This is a genomic window from Streptomyces sp. SCSIO 75703 (assembly GCF_036607905.1).
Lineage (GTDB): Bacteria > Actinomycetota > Actinomycetes > Streptomycetales > Streptomycetaceae > Streptomyces.
Map to the genome: position 1 here is coordinate 5,324,695 of NZ_CP144555.1, position 14,811 is coordinate 5,339,505.

13 protein-coding genes and 1 pseudogene are annotated in these 14,811 nt (G+C 75.2%); 3 read left to right on the forward strand and 11 right to left on the reverse strand.

The window, feature by feature from the left end:
• Positions 1-2: 2 nt before the first annotated feature.
• From thpD to VM636_RS23415, 5 genes are all read right to left on the reverse strand, one after another.
• On the reverse strand, positions 3-896 hold the full coding sequence (thpD, locus tag VM636_RS23395; protein WP_030419993.1) for an ectoine hydroxylase: 894 nt from the start codon (positions 894-896) through the stop codon (positions 3-5).
• Positions 897-1,295, reverse strand: a complete 399-nt coding sequence (locus VM636_RS23400) for an ectoine synthase (RefSeq protein WP_030419992.1) — start codon at positions 1,293-1,295, stop codon at positions 897-899.
• Positions 1,296-1,392: 97 nt separating this feature from the next.
• A complete protein-coding gene (gene ectB / locus VM636_RS23405; protein ID WP_030419991.1) occupies positions 1,393-2,664 on the reverse strand; it encodes a diaminobutyrate--2-oxoglutarate transaminase in 1,272 nt (423 codons plus the stop codon).
• A gap of 172 nt (positions 2,665-2,836) precedes the next feature.
• Positions 2,837-3,373, reverse strand: a complete 537-nt coding sequence (ectA, locus tag VM636_RS23410) for a diaminobutyrate acetyltransferase (protein ID WP_030419990.1) — start codon at positions 3,371-3,373, stop codon at positions 2,837-2,839.
• A gap of 329 nt (positions 3,374-3,702) precedes the next feature.
• Positions 3,703-4,833 carry an aminotransferase class V-fold PLP-dependent enzyme gene (locus VM636_RS23415; RefSeq protein ID WP_053912656.1) on the reverse strand — a complete coding sequence of 377 codons (1,131 nt, stop codon included), beginning with the start codon at positions 4,831-4,833 and terminating at the stop codon, positions 3,703-3,705.
• 229 nt (positions 4,834-5,062) lie between these two features.
• Between VM636_RS23415 and VM636_RS23420 the strand changes: the two genes are divergently transcribed.
• Both VM636_RS23420 and VM636_RS23425 read left to right on the forward strand, forming a co-directional pair.
• Positions 5,063-6,160 (forward strand): amidohydrolase family protein, encoded by a 1,098-nt coding sequence (locus VM636_RS23420; protein WP_338485584.1) that lies wholly within the window; start codon positions 5,063-5,065, stop codon positions 6,158-6,160.
• 188 nt (positions 6,161-6,348) lie between these two features.
• Positions 6,349-7,320, forward strand: a complete 972-nt coding sequence (locus tag VM636_RS23425; RefSeq protein ID WP_030419987.1) for an SCO1860 family LAETG-anchored protein — start codon at positions 6,349-6,351, stop codon at positions 7,318-7,320.
• 203 nt (positions 7,321-7,523) lie between these two features.
• Here VM636_RS23425 and cobC read toward each other — a convergent pair whose 3' ends face one another.
• From cobC to cobM, 6 genes and pseudogenes are all read right to left on the reverse strand, one after another.
• Entirely contained in the window at positions 7,524-8,639 is a 1,116-nt protein-coding gene (gene cobC / locus VM636_RS23430; RefSeq protein WP_030419986.1) for an Rv2231c family pyridoxal phosphate-dependent protein CobC, read from the reverse strand.
• The gene (locus VM636_RS23435; protein WP_030419985.1) at positions 8,611-9,528 is read right to left on the reverse strand and encodes a sirohydrochlorin chelatase; all 918 of its coding nucleotides are present in this window, start codon (positions 9,526-9,528) and stop codon (positions 8,611-8,613) included. Before VM636_RS23435 ends, cobC begins: the two co-directional genes overlap by 29 nt.
• Positions 9,525-10,133, reverse strand: a complete 609-nt coding sequence (locus tag VM636_RS23440; protein WP_030419984.1) for a precorrin-8X methylmutase — start codon at positions 10,131-10,133, stop codon at positions 9,525-9,527. Before VM636_RS23440 ends, VM636_RS23435 begins: the two co-directional genes overlap by 4 nt.
• The gene (cobJ, locus tag VM636_RS23445) at positions 10,130-11,830 is read right to left on the reverse strand and encodes a precorrin-3B C(17)-methyltransferase (RefSeq protein ID WP_030419983.1); all 1,701 of its coding nucleotides are present in this window, start codon (positions 11,828-11,830) and stop codon (positions 10,130-10,132) included. The genes VM636_RS23440 and cobJ overlap by 4 nt, the downstream gene beginning before the upstream one ends.
• Positions 11,827-13,104, reverse strand: a complete 1,278-nt coding sequence (locus VM636_RS23450) for a bifunctional cobalt-precorrin-7 (C(5))-methyltransferase/cobalt-precorrin-6B (C(15))-methyltransferase (protein WP_030419982.1) — start codon at positions 13,102-13,104, stop codon at positions 11,827-11,829. The genes cobJ and VM636_RS23450 overlap by 4 nt, the downstream gene beginning before the upstream one ends.
• Before the next feature lie 68 nt (positions 13,105-13,172).
• Positions 13,173-13,982, reverse strand: a pseudogene (gene cobM / locus VM636_RS23455) (precorrin-4 C(11)-methyltransferase); the annotation flags it as partial.
• An 86-nt stretch (positions 13,983-14,068) separates the two neighbouring features.
• Here cobM and VM636_RS23460 point away from each other — a divergent pair.
• Positions 14,069-14,797, forward strand: a complete 729-nt coding sequence (locus VM636_RS23460) for a ZIP family metal transporter (RefSeq protein ID WP_030419980.1) — start codon at positions 14,069-14,071, stop codon at positions 14,795-14,797.
• Positions 14,798-14,811: the final 14 nt, after the last annotated feature.

Sequence of the window (14,811 nt, forward strand, 5' to 3'; positions counted from 1 at the left end):
GATCACCGCACGGGGGTGAAGTCCCGCGCGCCGATGTACTCGGGCCGGCGGACCGGCGCCGCGAACGGCTCCACTGCCGTGTTCTCCACGCTGTTGAAGACGATGAAGACGTTGCTGCGCGGGAACGGCGTGATGTTGTCGCCGGACCCGTGCATGGCGTTGCAGTCGAACCAGGTCGCCGAGCCGGCCTTGCCGGTGAAGAGCCGGATGCCGTGCTCCGAGGCCATCCGGGTCAGCGCCTCGTCGGAGGGCGTGCCCGCGTCCTGCATCTGGAGGGACTTCTTGTAGTTGTCCTTCGGCGTGGCCCCCGCGCACCCGAGGAACGTCTTGTGCGACCCCGGCATGATCATGAGTCCGCCGTTGGTGTCGTGGTTCTCGGTGAGTGCGATCGACACGGAGACCGTGCGCATGCGCGGCAGGCCGTCCTCGGCGTGCCAGGTCTCGAAGTCGGAGTGCCAGTAGAAGCCGCTGGCGCCGAAGCCGGGCTTGACGTTGATCCGCGACTGGTGGACGTAGACGTCCGAGCCGAGGATCTGACGGGCCCTGCCCACCACCCGTTCGTCGCGCACCAGGCCGGCGAAGACCTCGCTGATCCGGTGCACCTCGAAGACGGACCGGATCTCCTTGGACTTCGGCTCCACGATGGAGCGTTCGTCCGCGCGGATCTCCGGGTCGCCGACGAGCCGTTCCAGCTCGCGGTGGTAGACGGCGACCTCGTCCGGACCGATCAGCCGGTCGATGGCGAGGAAGCCGTCCCGGTCGAAGGCCCGCAGGTCGTCGCCGGTGATGGGGCCGGGGGCGTCGAGGTCACTCCAGACCGCGGGGTCCTGCCGGGGGGTCGCCACCTCGGTGGCTCCGCGGGTGGGGTAGAGATCGGTGGTGGTGGTCACGGTCACTCACACCTCCTCGGTGAGCAGCGGGTAGACGCCGTTCTCGTCGTGGTCCTCCCGTCCGGTCACGGGCGGGTTGAAGACACAGATGCAGCGGAAGTCCTCCTTGACCTTGAGCGTGTGCCGCTCGTGGCCGTCCAGGAGGTACATGGTGCCGGGGGTGATGTGGTAGGTCTTCCCGGTCTCGCGGTCGGTCAGCTCGGCGTCGCCCTCCACGCAGACGACGGCCTCGATGTGGTTGGCGTACCACATCGACGTCTCCGTACCGGCGTAGAGGATCGTCTCGTGCACGGAGAAGCCGACCTTCTCCTTGGCGAGGACGATGCGCTTGCTCTCCCAGGTGCCGGACGCGGACTTCACGTGCCGGTCGGTGCCTTCGATCTCCTTGAACGAACGGACGATCACGGTGGTGCGATGCCTCCTCGGTGAGGGATGGGCGGATGGGACCGGGGCCCGCGGCCGCGGGGGCCGCGGGCACCGGAGCGCGGGGGCGCCGGGCGGGTCAGGCGGTCTCGCGCACGGCGCGGGCGAGGATCTTGAGGCCCTCGTCCAGCTCGTCGGGGGTGACGGTGAGGGCCGGCAGCAGCTTGACGACCTCGCTCTCGGGGCCGGAGGTCTCGATGAGCAGGCCCAGCTCGAAGGCGCGGCGCGCGATGCGGGTGGCGCGTTCCTTGTCGTGGAACTCCATGCCCCACACCAGGCCGCGGCCCCGGTACTCGCGGACGTCGGCGAGGTTCTCCTCGGTGATGGAGATCAGGTGCTGCTCGACCTGCTCGCCGCGGGCCCGGGTCTGCTTCTCCATCGCCGACCCGTCGGCCCAGTAGGTCTCCAGCGCGGCGGTCGCGGTGACGAAGGCCGGGTTGTTGCCGCGGAAGGTGCCGTTGTGCTCGCCCGGCTCCCACACGTCCAGCTCCGGCTTGAACAGGCACAGCGACATGGGCAGGCCGTAGCCGCTGATCGACTTGGAGACGGTGACGATGTCCGGGGTGATGCCCGCCTCCTCGAAGGAGAAGAAGGCGCCGGTGCGTCCGCAGCCCATCTGGATGTCGTCGACGATGAGCAGCATGTCCTGGCGTTCGCACAGGTCGGCCAGGGCGCGCAGCCACTCGGGCCGGGCGACGTTGATGCCGCCCTCGCCCTGGACGGTCTCGACGATCACGGCGGCGGGCTTGTTGAGGCCGGAGCCCTGGTCCTCCAGCAGCCGCTCGAACCAGAGGAAGTCCTCGACCTTGCCGTCGAAGTAGTTGTCGAACGGCATCGGCGTGCCGTGGACCAGCGGAATGCCGGCCCCGGCCCGCTTGAAGGCGTTGCCGGTGACGGCGAGCGAGCCCAGGGACATGCCGTGGAAGGCGTTGGTGAAGGAGACGATCGCCTCCCGGCCCTTGACCTTCCGGGCCAGCTTGAGCGCCGACTCCACGGCGTTGGTGCCGGTCGGGCCCGGGAACATGACCTTGTACGGAAGGTCACGGGGGCGCAGCACCAGGTTCTGGAAGGTCTCCAGGAAGCGGCGTTTGGCGGTGGTCGACATGTCGAGACCGTGCGTGACGCCGTCTCGCTCCAGGTAGTCGATGAGTGCCCGTTTCAGCACGGGGTTGTTGTGGCCGTAGTTGAGCGAGCCTGCTCCGGCGAAGAAGTCGAGGTACTCGTGGCCGTCCTCGTCGTACATGCGGCTGCCGTGCGCACGGTCGAAGACAGTGGGCCAGCCGCGGCAGTAGCTGCGTACCTCGGACTCCAGGGTCTCGAAGACACTCAGGTCGGGCTGGGTGATGGTCACGACGAATCGCTCCTCGTTGCGTGAGGTTCGGTGAGAGGGGAGGCCGGACGGATGCCGGGGCACCGGAGGACCGGTGGGGCCCGGTGGGACCGGTGTGGTCCCGGCGGGAGGGCCGTCGGGGCGGCCGGGACCCGGCGCGGGGATCCGGCAGGGGGCCGGCGCCGGGGAGGGGTCAGGGGGCCGGCGGGGGAGAGCCGGTCGCGCTGGTCAGGGGTCCGATGCGGTACAGGACCTCGGGTTCGTGCGGTCCGTCGGGGAAGAGGCCGGCGTCGAACAGCACCTCGCGCTCCAGCCGTGCGCCGTGCCGCTCGGCGAACGAGGTGAACAGCCGCCGGGAGGCGCTGTTGTCCGGCGCGATGGTCGTCTCCACAGTGTGCACCGAGGGCCGCCCGGCGGCCACGCGGGCGTACAGGGCGTCCAGCATCGCGGCGGCGACCCGGCGTCCGCGGTACGCCTCGTCGACGGCCACCTGCCAGATCAGGAGGGTGTCGGGGCGGTCCGGCCGGAGGTAGCCGGTGACGAAGCCGAAGGGCTCGCCGTGCTCGTCGCGGGCCACGGCCGACGTGGCGGCGAAGTCGCGGCACCAGAGCAGATAGCTGTAGGACGAGTTCAGGTCGAGGACCCGGGAATCCCTCGCCAGCCGCCACAGGGCGGCCCCGTCGGCCACTCTCGGACGGTCGATTTGCAGGTCTGCTTGCGCGGCAGTCATGCGAATTGAATTTACCCAGCGAAATGCGAAATTGCATCGCCGGACGGGGTTACGAATGAGGGTGTCGTGTGTTATCACGCGGGCGCGTGCTGCCGCGCGAGGCTTCGGCGATATGGGTGGGTTTGGCCTGGTTAAAATACGCAAAACGGGCGCCGTGTGTATCGGGTCACAATCGCGTAACCCATGCGCGCGGCGCCCGGACGGCCCCCTCGGGGGTCCGTGAAATCCCTGCGTTTAGCCTCGAAGAAAGCGGGCAGAAGAATACGGGAAGCTGTTTTGAAGAGAATTCATTAATTCTATTTGTGTGAGCTTTGGAAATTACGCCGAATTCACGCGTGCGACAGACCGGCGCCGACCGCCTCGTCCCAGGCCGTGCCGGCCGCCCGGCGGGCCCCCGCCGGATCGCACACCGCGCCCGTCCGCGTCAGCGCCGACCCGAGGGCCGTCAGGCACGCCTCCACGGAGGCGCGGGCCGCGTGCGGACCGTAGTGGTTGACCCGGATCATCTCGCCGGCCAGCGCGCCCCCGCCCGCCGCCAGGGGCAGCGCCGGATCGGCCGCCAGGGCGCGGGCCACCAGCGCGGAGGCGTCGGTGCCGGCCGGGGTCCGCAGCGTCGTCGCCACCGGGGCCGCCTCCCGCGCGTCGCGCACGTAGGGCTCCAGGCCGCCGCCCAGCGCGAGCGCCCCGGCCCGGGTGGCCGCCGCCGCGGCGGCGTGCCGCGCCCGCACCGCGCCGGCGCCCGCCTCCTCGATGCGCGCGAGGCACGCCTCCAGCGCCACCATCTCCACCTGCGCCGGAGCGTGCGGCAGCGCCGTGCGCCCCGCGTCCGTCCAGCGCTCCTTCCAGTCCAGCAGCGAGAGGTACGAGCGGCGCGGCGCCCCCGGGTTCGCCGCCATGCGCGCCCACGCCCGCTCGCTGACCGACACCGCCGACACCCCGGCGGGGCCGCCCATCGCCTTCTGCGCGCCGATCACGCACAGGTCCACGCCCCAGGCGTCCGGCAGCACCGGCTCGGCGCCCACGGAGGCCACCGCGTCCAGGTAGAACAGCGCGCCGTGCTCCCGCACCACGTCGCCGATGCCCGCGACCGGGTTGGTGTTGCCGGTCGCCGCCTCCGCGTGCACCAGGGAGACGAAGCCGATCTCCGGGTGCGCGGCGAAGGCGTCCCGGACCTGCGCGGCGGTGACCGCCGTGTGGAAGGGCACGGCGAGGTCGTGGACCGTGGCGCCGCAGTCCCGCAGCCAGTTGCCGAAGGTCTGCCCGTAGGGGCCGGTGACGATGTTCAGGGCGACGGTGTCCGGACCGGCCGTGCCGCGGATCGCGGCCTCCAGCGGCAGCAGTGCCTCGCCCTGCATGATCACCACGTCCTGCCGGGTGTCCAGCAGCCGCGCCACCCGGTCCTCGATCGCGGCGAAGTGGCCGGCGGTCATGGGTGCCAGGTCCAGGAAGGGGTGGGTCACGGCGGTGCTCTCCTCACTCGGCGGCGGACGGGACCGTACGAGGCGGACGGACGGGTCCGAGCGTAGTGCCGGGCCCGTGCGCGCCGCCGGGGGCGCTGCCGTCCGTTGCCACACCCCCACGGGCGGAATTATTGCTTCCGCCTTGGTGGGGCCGTCCACCGGGCCGGGCGCGGACGGGTCCGCGGCGGCCCCTCGAAGCACCCCGGGACCACCGTCTAAGGTGCCGGACATGAGCGATCGCGCGGTGCTGCATGTGAAGGGTCGGGTGCTCGTCGGACCGGCGGACGAGGACGTCCGCGACGAGGTGTGGGTGATCGACGGCCGGATCTCGTACGACCGCCCCGCCGGGGCCGGCGACGTCCGCACCGTCGAGGGCTGGGCGCTGCCCGGACTGGTCGACGCCCACTGCCACGTCGGTCTCGACGAGCACGGCGCGGTGCCCGCCGAGACGGCCGAGAAGCAGGCGCTGACCGAACGGGACGCGGGCACGCTGCTGCTGCGCGACGCCGGCTCGCCCTCCGACACCCGCTGGATCGACGACCGCGAGGACCTGCCGAAGATCATCCGGGCGGGCCGGCACATCGCCCGCACCCGCCGCTACATCCGCAACTACGCCTGGGAGGTCGAGCCCGAGGACCTGGTCGCCCACGTCGCCCGGGAGGCCCGGCGCGGCGACGGCTGGGTCAAGCTGGTCGGCGACTGGATCGACCGCGACCTCGGCGACCTGTCCGCCTGCTGGCCGCGCGAGGCGGTCGAGGCGGCGAGCGCCGAGGCCCACCGGCTGGGTGCCCGCGTCACCGCGCACTGCTTCGCCGAGGACTCCCTGCGGGACCTGGTGGAGGCCGGCATCGACTGCGTGGAGCACGCGACGGGGCTCACCGACGAGACCATCCCCCTCTTCGCCGAGCGGGGCGTCGCCATCGTGCCGACCCTCGTCAACATCGCCACCTTCCCGGGGCTCGCCGACGGCGGCGAGAAGCGCTACCCCGGCTGGGCCGCCCACATGCGCCGGCTCCACGCCCGCCGCTACGAGACCGTGCGCAACGCCTACGACGCCGGGGTCCCGGTCTTCGTCGGCACCGACGCCGGCGGCACCCTCGCGCACGGGCTGGCCGCGGCGGAGGTGGCCGAACTGGTCACCGCCGGCATCCCGCCCGTCGAGGCCGTGGCGGCGACGACGTGGGCCGCCCGGCGCTGGCTCGGCCGCCCCGGGCTCGACGAGGGCGCACCGGCGGACCTGGTGGTGTACGAGAGCGACCCGCGCGCGGACGTGCGGGTGCTCGGCGCTCCGCGCCGGGTGGTGCTGAACGGGCGGGTCGTCGGTTAACCGTGGGGAGTGAAGCGGACGAACGCCCGTCCAGGGAAGATTCGAAAAAGCGGGCGGAAACCCCTCGATGGAGTGAAGTAACCCAGGAACGCTGACGGTTGGCGGGCGGGCGGGGACATCCTTTCCGGGTCCCAAGCATGTCGCTCATGCGTGTCCCACACGCATGTCTTTCTGGGGGTCCCACCACCTTGAACGGCAACACCTTCCGCATGCCCGCACGCCGCCTGGTCACCGTCGCGGCGGCCACGGCCCTGGCCGCCGGTCCCGCGGTCCTGGCCGGGGCGGGCACCGCCCACGCCACCGAGGAGCAGGGGCGCGCGAGCGCCGTCGTCCTGCGCACCGGGCTCGACGTGGCCCTGCTCAACAAGACCGTGCAGCTCCCGCTCGCCGTCACCCTCAACGAGGTCCAGGCGCCCGAGAGCGCGCAGCAGACGGCGCTCACCGCCCGGCTGGACGGTGTCGACGGCGGCAGGCCCTTCAGCGTCCTGCGGGCCGACGTGGCCGACGCCAAGGCCACCGTGACCGAGACCAAGGCCGAGGGGTACACCAACCTCGTCCGGGCCAAGGTGCACGTGCCCGGCCTGCCGCTGCTGTCGGTCATCGAGGTGGAGCAGGTCACCTCCCAGGCGACCTGCGAGGCCGGCGGGAAGCCGGTCGCCTCGTCCAACCTGCTCGGCTCGGTGACGGTCCTCGGCAAGAAGGTCACCCTGACCGCCGGCGGCACCACGGAGGTCAAGGTGCCCGGCGTCGGCGAGGTCCGCCTCGACCTGTCCCGCTCCGAGACCACCTCCCGTACGGCGGCGGCCACCGCCCTCGAACTCAAGGTGTCCGTCAACCCGCTCGACCTCAACGTGGCCGAGGTCGACGGCACGGTGACGCTGGCGAAGGCCACCTGCGAGAGCCCGGCCGCGCCCGCCGAGAAGGAACCGGAGACCGCCGAGCCGGCCCCCGCGACCACGCCCGCCGACGAGGAAGCGCCGGGGCGGAAGCCCGCGGACGAGACGGTCGCCGACGTGAAGCCGCAGGGCGCCCCGGCGGCCAAGGCCGACCTCGCCGCGACCGGCGGCAACTCGGCCACGCCGTACATCGCGGGCGGCGCCTGCGCGCTGGTGCTGGCCGGCGGTGGCGCCCTCTACCTGGCCCGGCGCCGCCACGGCTAGAGCCTCTCGTTTGGGATCACGCCGGGCTCGCGGGGTCCGGCAGGACTGACGGCAGCGGGGCCCCGGCGTCCGGACGCGGACACCGGGGCCCCGGCGCGGCGCCTCCCGCGGGCACGGGCGCGCACGCGCCCCCCGCGGGGCTCGGGCCCGCCGGCCTTCAGGGTGACGAGCCGTCGCCGCCGCGCGCCCGCGCCCCGCGGGGCTCAGGCGCCCTCCGCCACCGCGTCCCGCAGCGCGCGGACGAAGGCGTCGGTCGTCGCCCGGTCCCGCACCGCCACCCGCAGCCACTCCGCGTCCAGGCCGGGGAAGGTGTCCCCGCGCCGGACCGCGTACCCGGCGGCCCGCAGGCGCCGCCGCACCGCCGCCGCCCCGGGGAGCCGGAGCAGCACGAACGGGCCCCGCGGCGGCTCCACGACCCGCAGCCCGGCCCCCGCCAGCCCGCGCACCCCGGCGACCAGGTGCTCCCGGTCCGCCGCGATCCGCCGGGCCGCCTCGGCGGCCTCCGCCAGCGCCCGCGGGCCCACGCACGCCTCGGCCGCCACCAGCGCCGGAGTCGACACCGGCCACAGCGGCTGCGCCCGTTCCAGCCGCGCCACCGTCCCCGGCGCCGCCAGCACGTACCCGATCCGCAGCCCCGCCAGCCCCCACGTCTTGGTCAGACTGCGCAGCACCACCAGCCCCGGCACGTCCGTCCGCCCGGCCAGCGCCTCCCGCTCGCCCGGCACCGCGTCCATGAACGCCTCGTCCACCACCAGCGTCCGCCCCGGCCGGGCCAGCGCCGCGACGGCGCCCGCCGGGTGCAGCACCGAGGTCGGATTGGTGGGGTTGCCGATCACCACGAGGTCGGCGTCGGCCGGTACCGCGGCCGGATCGAGGCGGAAACCGTCCGCCGCGTTCAGCACCACCCGCCCGACCCGGTGCCCGGCGTCCGCGAGCGCCGCCTCCGGCTCCGTGAACTGCGGATGCACCACCACCGGCCGGCGGACGTCGAGGGCGCGGGCCAGCAGCACGAACGCCTCCGCGGCGCCCGCCGTCAGCAGTACCCGCTCCGGCCCCAGCCCGTGCCGGGCCGCCACCGCCGCCCGCGCCGCACGGCCGTCCGGGTAGGCGGCGAGGGAGCCGAGCGAGCCGGCGAGGCGCTCGCGCAGCCAGGCGGGCGGGGTGCCGGTCCGCACGTTCACCGCGAGGTCCACCAGCGCCGAGCCGTCGTCGCGGACCTCGGCGTCCCCGTGGTGGCGCAGGTCGTGCCCGCCCGCGGCGAGGCCGGGCGCGGCGGGGGCGGGGGCGGGATCAGTGCGCGTGCGAGTGTGCGTGTCCATGGCCGTGATGGTGCCCGTGGTGGTGACCGCCGTCGTCGTCGGGGTGGTAGTGGGGCTGCTGCGGCAGCCCCACCTTGTCCTCGAAGCCGGGCAGCGCGATCCGGTAGACGCAACTGTCGCAGTTCATCCGCAGGTCGCCCCCGACGGCCTCCTCGTACCGCTCCCAGACCAGGTCCAGGAGTTCCGGCTCCGGCCCGATGACGTCCGCCGAGCGGACCTCGGCCTCCGGGTGGGCGGCGGCCCACCTCTCGGTCTGGCGCCGCACCCGGTCCGGCAGGATGCCGGTGAACAGGAAGTACGGCAGGACCACGATCCGCCGCGCGCCCAGCCGCAGGCAGCGGTCCAGCCCGCCCGGCACGTCCGGCCGGGCCAGCGACACGAACGCCGTCTCCACACCGGCGTAGCCGCGCCCCTCCCACAGCAGCCGGGCCGCCTTGAACACCTCGGCGTTGGCGTCCGGATCGGTCGAGCCGCGCCCGACCAGCAGCACGGTCACCTCGGCGGGGTCCCAGGACGGGTCGACCGCCTCGGCGAACCGCCGCTCCAGCACCCGCAGCAGCGAGGGGTGCGGGCCCAGCGGCCGGCCGTAGGTGTACGTGATGCCCGGGTGGCGTTCCTTCTCGCGGGCCAGCGCGGCCGGGATGTCGCCCTTGGCGTGCCCGGCGGACACCAGCATCAGCGGCACGGCCGCGAACCGGCGCACACCGCGCGCGACCAGGTCGGCGACGGCCTCGCCCAGCGGCGGCGGGGAGAGTTCGATGAAGCCGCCCGCGACGGGCGACTGGGGGTGGCGGCGGCCCAGTTCGCGGACGAAGTCGCGGAACGCCTCGGCTCCGGCCTCGTCCCGGGTCCCGTGGCCGGCGATGAGCAGGGCGGGCGGGGTGGTCACAGGGTCTCCTCGGGTTTCCCGGACGGGGTGCCGTCCGGAGCGGGGTGGTACAACAGGGCGTTGAGCGCGGCGGCGGCCACGGCCGAACCGCCCTTCTCGGACACGTTGCTGACGGCGGGCAGCCCGCTCTCGCGCAGCGCGGCCTTGGACTCGGCGGCGCCGACGAAACCGACGGGCAGCCCGATCACGAGCGCGGGGGAGGCGTCCAGGGCGAGCAGTTCCTCCAGGGCGGTCGGCGCGCAGCCGATCACCCACAGGGCGCCCGGCCCGACCTGCTCGTGGGCGAGCCGCACCGCGTGCGCCGAGCGGGTCAGCCCGGGGCCGGCGACGGCGTCCCGCAGCCGGCACACCGTCTCCCGGCGGGTGATGCCGGCCGCGACCATCTCGACGTCCACGACGACGGGCGCCCCGGCGTGCAGCGCGGCGTGCGCCCGCACCAGGTCGGCCTCGTCCATGACCAGGTCGGAGGCGTACTCCAGGTCGGCCGCGGAGTGGATGACCCGCTCGACGACCGCGCGGGTCAGCGGCGGGAGGGGCGAGGTGTCCAGCCGGGCGCGCAGCCGCCGGAAGGACTCCTGCTCGATGGGGTGGACCACCCGGTTCACCGCGCCCCCTCCCGGCCGTCCTGCCAGCGGTAGCCGCGCGGGGTCACCATGCGCCCGGCGATCCGCCGGGTCGCGGTGTTGCCCACCGTCACGACCGTCATCATGTCGACCGTCGCCGGGTCGAGCCCGGCCAGCGTCGTCAGCCGGCTCGACTCGTCGGCGCGCGAGGCGTTGCGCACCACACCGACCGGGGTGCCGGGCTCCCGGTGTTCCGCGAGGACCGACAGCGCCTTCGGGAGCTGCCAGTCGCGGCCCCGGCTGCGCGGGTTGTAGAAGGTCACGACGAGGTCGGCTTCGGCCGCCGCGCGCACCCGCCGCTCGATGACCTCCCACGGCGTGTGCAGGTCGGACAGGCTGATGGAGACGTGGTCGTGGCCGAGCGGCGCCCCGAGGATCGCGCCGGCCGCCAGGGCCGCCGTCACACCGGGCACGCCGACCACGTCGATGTCGTCGGACGCCTCGGCCAGCGCGGGCGAGGCCATCGCGTACACCCCCGCGTCGCCGCTGCCGATCAGGGCGACCGCCTGCCCGCGCCGGGCCTCGGCCACGGCCGTGCGGGCGCGTTCCTCCTCGGCGCCGAGCCCGGACTCCAGCACCCGGGTGCCGGGGCGCAGCAGGTCGCGGATCTGGTCCACGTACTGGTCGAGGCCGACCAGGACGGAGGCCCGCCGCAGCTCCTCGCGGGCGCGGGGGGTGAGCAGGTCCCGGGCGCCCGGCCCGAGACCGACCACCGCGAGCCGGCCGCGCACCGGCCGCCGGACCACCGCGCAGGTGGCCATCGCGGGCCGTCCGTCGGCGCGCCGCGACTTCCGCTTGGGCACGAGGAGTTCTCCGCCCCGGGCCAGCGCCGCGGCCTCGGCGACCGAGGGCGTGCCGACGGCGGCCAGCGGCGCCTCGGAGGGGTGGGGCACCTCGACGCCGGCCAGTTCGGCGGCCGGGTGGGTCACCAGGGGCACGCCGAGCCGTCCGGCGGCGGCGACGATGCCGGGCTCCTCGGACTTGGCGTCGACGGTGGCCAGTTCGGCGACGGAGGCCGGGCAGAGCCCGGCGTCGGCCAGGGCCTCGCCGACCAGGTCCAGCACCTCGTCGGCGGGCACGCCCCGGGAGCCGCCGACCCCGACGACCAGTGTCGGCGGGCGCAGCACCGCCTCCCGCTCGGCCGGCGTCACCAGACGGTCGGTCAGCCGGATCGCGTACGGCCCGTCCGCGGCCAGCGGCAGCGGCGGCAGCGGCCAGGCCACGTCGGCCCGCAGGACGACCGGCTCGCCGTCCAGCAGGGCCCGGGAGACCCCGGCGACGTCCCCTTCGACGGGCAGGCCGAGCGTGTCCAGGCCCGGCAGCCCGACGGCGTCCGTCGCCGTGGTCACCACCGGCCGTGCTCCCAGCACCTCGCCGACCGCGCGGGCCAGGTCGTTGGCGCCCCCGGCGTGCCCGCCGGCCAGCGAGACGGCGAACCGGCCGCCCTCGTCGACGCAGACCACGCCCGGGTCGGTGCGCTTGTCGTCCAGCAGCGGTGCCAGGAGCCGGACGACGGCCCCGGTGGCGAGGAAGCAGACGAGCCCGTCGCACTCGGCGAACGCGGTCCGTACGGCGTCCGCGACGGGGCCCTCGTAGACGCGGGTGCGCTCCGGCCAGGCCGCGGCCAGCCGGTCCCGGGCCGCCGCCCCCGCCGCGGTGGCGGAAATCAGGCCGATCACTGGGTCACTCCTTCACTGTCGGTGTCCCCGGCGGCCCGGCCGCGGGGGGTGGTGGCGGGGGTGGCGGGGCGCAGGCCCCACAGCAGGAAGACCGGGTTGCCGGCGGCGAGCCGCGTCACGTCCCCGGGCAGCGGCGCCAGCCGGGAGGACTGGAGCAGCACCCCGCCGCACTCCAGCCCGGCCCCCGCCAGCGCCGCGCGCGCCGCCGGGACGCGGTCCAGCGCGGCCACGGCGACGACCACCGCGCGCCGGGCCCGCCGGGCGCAGGCCGCGACGACCGCGGGCAGATCCCGCCCGCCGCCGCCGACGAACACCGCGTCCGGGTCGTCCAGCGCGGCGAGCGCCCCGGGCGCCGTGCCGTGCACCACGTGGACCGTGACGCCGTGCGCGGCGGCGTTGGCGCCGATCCGGGCGACGCCGTCCGGGCTCTTCTCGACGGCGGTGACGGCGGCGCCGAGGCGGGCGCACTCCACCGCCACCGACCCGGAGCCGGCGCCGACGTCCCACACCAGGTCGCCGGGGCGCGGGCCGAGCCGGGCCAGCGCCAGCGCCCGCACCTCGAACTTGGTGATCATCGAGTCGCGGTGGGCGAACTCCGTCTCCTCCAGAGCCCATCCGGCCGGCCGCCGGGCCGGCCCCGCGACCGTCCGGACGGTGCCCACCGCGCGCGTCTCGTCCAGGCACAGCACGACGTTCACCGCCGGCCCCCAGTCCCGGGCGGCGGCCTCGGCGGGCGTCACCCGCTCCACGCGCTCCGCGCCGGTGCCGAGCGCCGAGGCGACGACCAGGACCCGGGGCAGGTCCCCGAGGGCGGCGCCCAGCTCGGCGGGGCCGGCGCCGGGCCCGGTCAGCACGGCCACCTTGGGATGCGCGCGGCACAGGTTGGCCGCGGTGCGCGGGTCGCGCCCGTGGGCGCTGGCCACCACCGCGTCGTCCCAGGGCAGCCCGGCCCGCGCGAAGGCGGCGGCGACGGACGACACCCCGGGCCGCACGTCCAGCCGCTCCGGACCGAGCCGTTCGGCCAGCGCCCGCACGATCCCGAAGAACCCGGGGTCGCCCGAGGCCAGCACCACCACCGGCCGTCCGTCGGCCACGTGTTCCGCGATCGCGTCCAGGGCGGGCGCGAGCGGGCCGAGGACGATGCGCCGCGCCCCCTCGGGCAGCGGCACGGCGTCCAGGTGGCGCCGGCCGCCCACGACGAGCCGCGTCCCGGCCGGCACACCGTCCGCCGGCGCCCCGACGCCCGTGCCGACGACGGTGACCCGCGCGCTCACGCGTCCGCCCCCTCGCCGGCGGGCTCCGCCGGCACCGCCTGCGCGGCGGCCCCGTCCGGCGCCTGTCGGGCGCCGCGCTCGCGCAGCGCCCGCCGGGCCTCGGGGTCGGCCCGGCGGTAGCCGTGGAAGTGCCCCGGGTGGTACAGGTGCGAGCGGGTGCCGTGGGCGTCGAGCGCCGGGCCGACGAGGAAGAGCGTGTGCTTCCAGAGCCGGTGCTCCTTGACCGTCTCCTCCAGCGTGCCGACCGTGCACCGGACGATCAGCTCCTCGGGCCAGGTGGCCTGGTACGCCACGACCACCGGGGTGCCGGTCGGGTAGCCGCCCTCCAGCAGTTCCCGCACGAGCTGTCCGCTGCGGGCCGCCGACAGGAAGACGGCCATGGTGGTGCCGTGCCGGGCGAACTCGCGGACCTCCTCCCCGGGCGGCATCGGCGTCTTGCCGCCGCCGAGGCGGGTGAGGATCACCGACTGGGCGACCTCCGGGATGGTCAGCTCCCGTCCCGCGAGCGCCGCGACCGCGGAGAACGCGGACACGCCCGGCACCACCTCGGTGGCGATGCCGATCGCGGCGCACCGGTCGAGCTGTTCCTGCGTGCCGCCCCACAGGGCGGGGTCGCCCGAGTGGACGCGGGCCACCCGCAGGCCGTGGGCGTGGGCGCGCCGGTAGACGGCCACGACGTCCTCCAGGGACATCGTGGCCGAGTCCAGCACCTCCGCCCCGGGGCGGGCGTGTTCCAGCACCTCCGCCTGGACCAGGCTCGCCGCCCAGATCACGACGTCGGCCTCGGCGATGGCGCGCGCGGCGCGGAAGGTCAGCAGATCGGCGGCGCCGGGTCCGGCACCGACGAAGGTCACCTTGCCGGCGGATGCATCGGCCATGGGAATGGGTCCTCTCCTGCACAGGGGTACTGCGGTCGCTGCCGTCCCACGCGCGCGCACCCGCGCCGATCGGATAGCAAGGGGTCATGGCGGTCTTCGTCGCGCTCGGCGCGTTCCTGATGACGCTGGCCGGCGGCTGGACGGCCCAGCGGGTGACCGACCGGCGCCACCTGGTCCTCGGACTGGCCGGCGGCCTGATGCTGGGCGTGGCCGGCCTCGACCTGCTGCCGGAGGCGCTGGAGGCCGCGGACGGCGAGGTGTTCGGCGTGCCCACGGCGCTGCTGCTCTTCGTCGCCGGGTTCCTCCTCGCCCATCTGGGCGAACGCCTGCTCGCCGCGCGGCGAGCCGCGCACGGGGCGGACGAGGCCGGGCGGCACTCGCCCGAGGTGGGGCTGACGGCCGCCGCCGCGATGGTCGGGCACAGCGCGATGGACGGGGTGGCGATCGGCGCCGCCTTCCAGGTGGGCGGCGGCATGGGGGCGGCCGTGGCGACCGCCGTGGTGGCCCACGACTTCGCGGACGGCTTCAACACCTACACACTGACGAGCCTGTACGGCAACGCCCGCCGCCGGGCGGTCGCCATGCTGGCCGCCGACGCCGTCGCGCCGGTGCTGGGTGCCGCGTCCACGCTGCTCTTCAGCATCCCGCAGGCGGCGCTCGGCGGGTATCTCGGCCTCTTCGGCGGGGTGCTGCTCTACCTCGCCGCCGCCGAGATCCTGCCCGAGGCCCACCACGAGCACCCGGCCCGCTCGACCCTGCTGTGCACGGTGGCGGGGGCCGCGTTCATCTGGCTGGTGGTGGGCGTCGCCGACTGAGCCGTCCGCCGCCG

Bases quoted from the DNA above. Each gene is read 5' to 3' on its own strand.
- ectA (WP_030419990.1), bottom strand. From the start codon at position 3,373: ATGACTGCCGCGCAAGCAGACCTGCAAATCGACCGTCCGAGAGTGGCC.
- VM636_RS23420 (WP_338485584.1), top strand. From the start codon at position 5,063: ATGAGCGATCGCGCGGTGCTGCATGTGAAGGGTCGGGTGCTCGTCGGA.
- cobC (WP_030419986.1), bottom strand. From the start codon at position 8,639: ATGGACACGCACACTCGCACGCGCACTGATCCCGCCCCCGCCCCCGCC.
- VM636_RS23460 (WP_030419980.1), top strand. From the start codon at position 14,069: ATGGCGGTCTTCGTCGCGCTCGGCGCGTTCCTGATGACGCTGGCCGGC.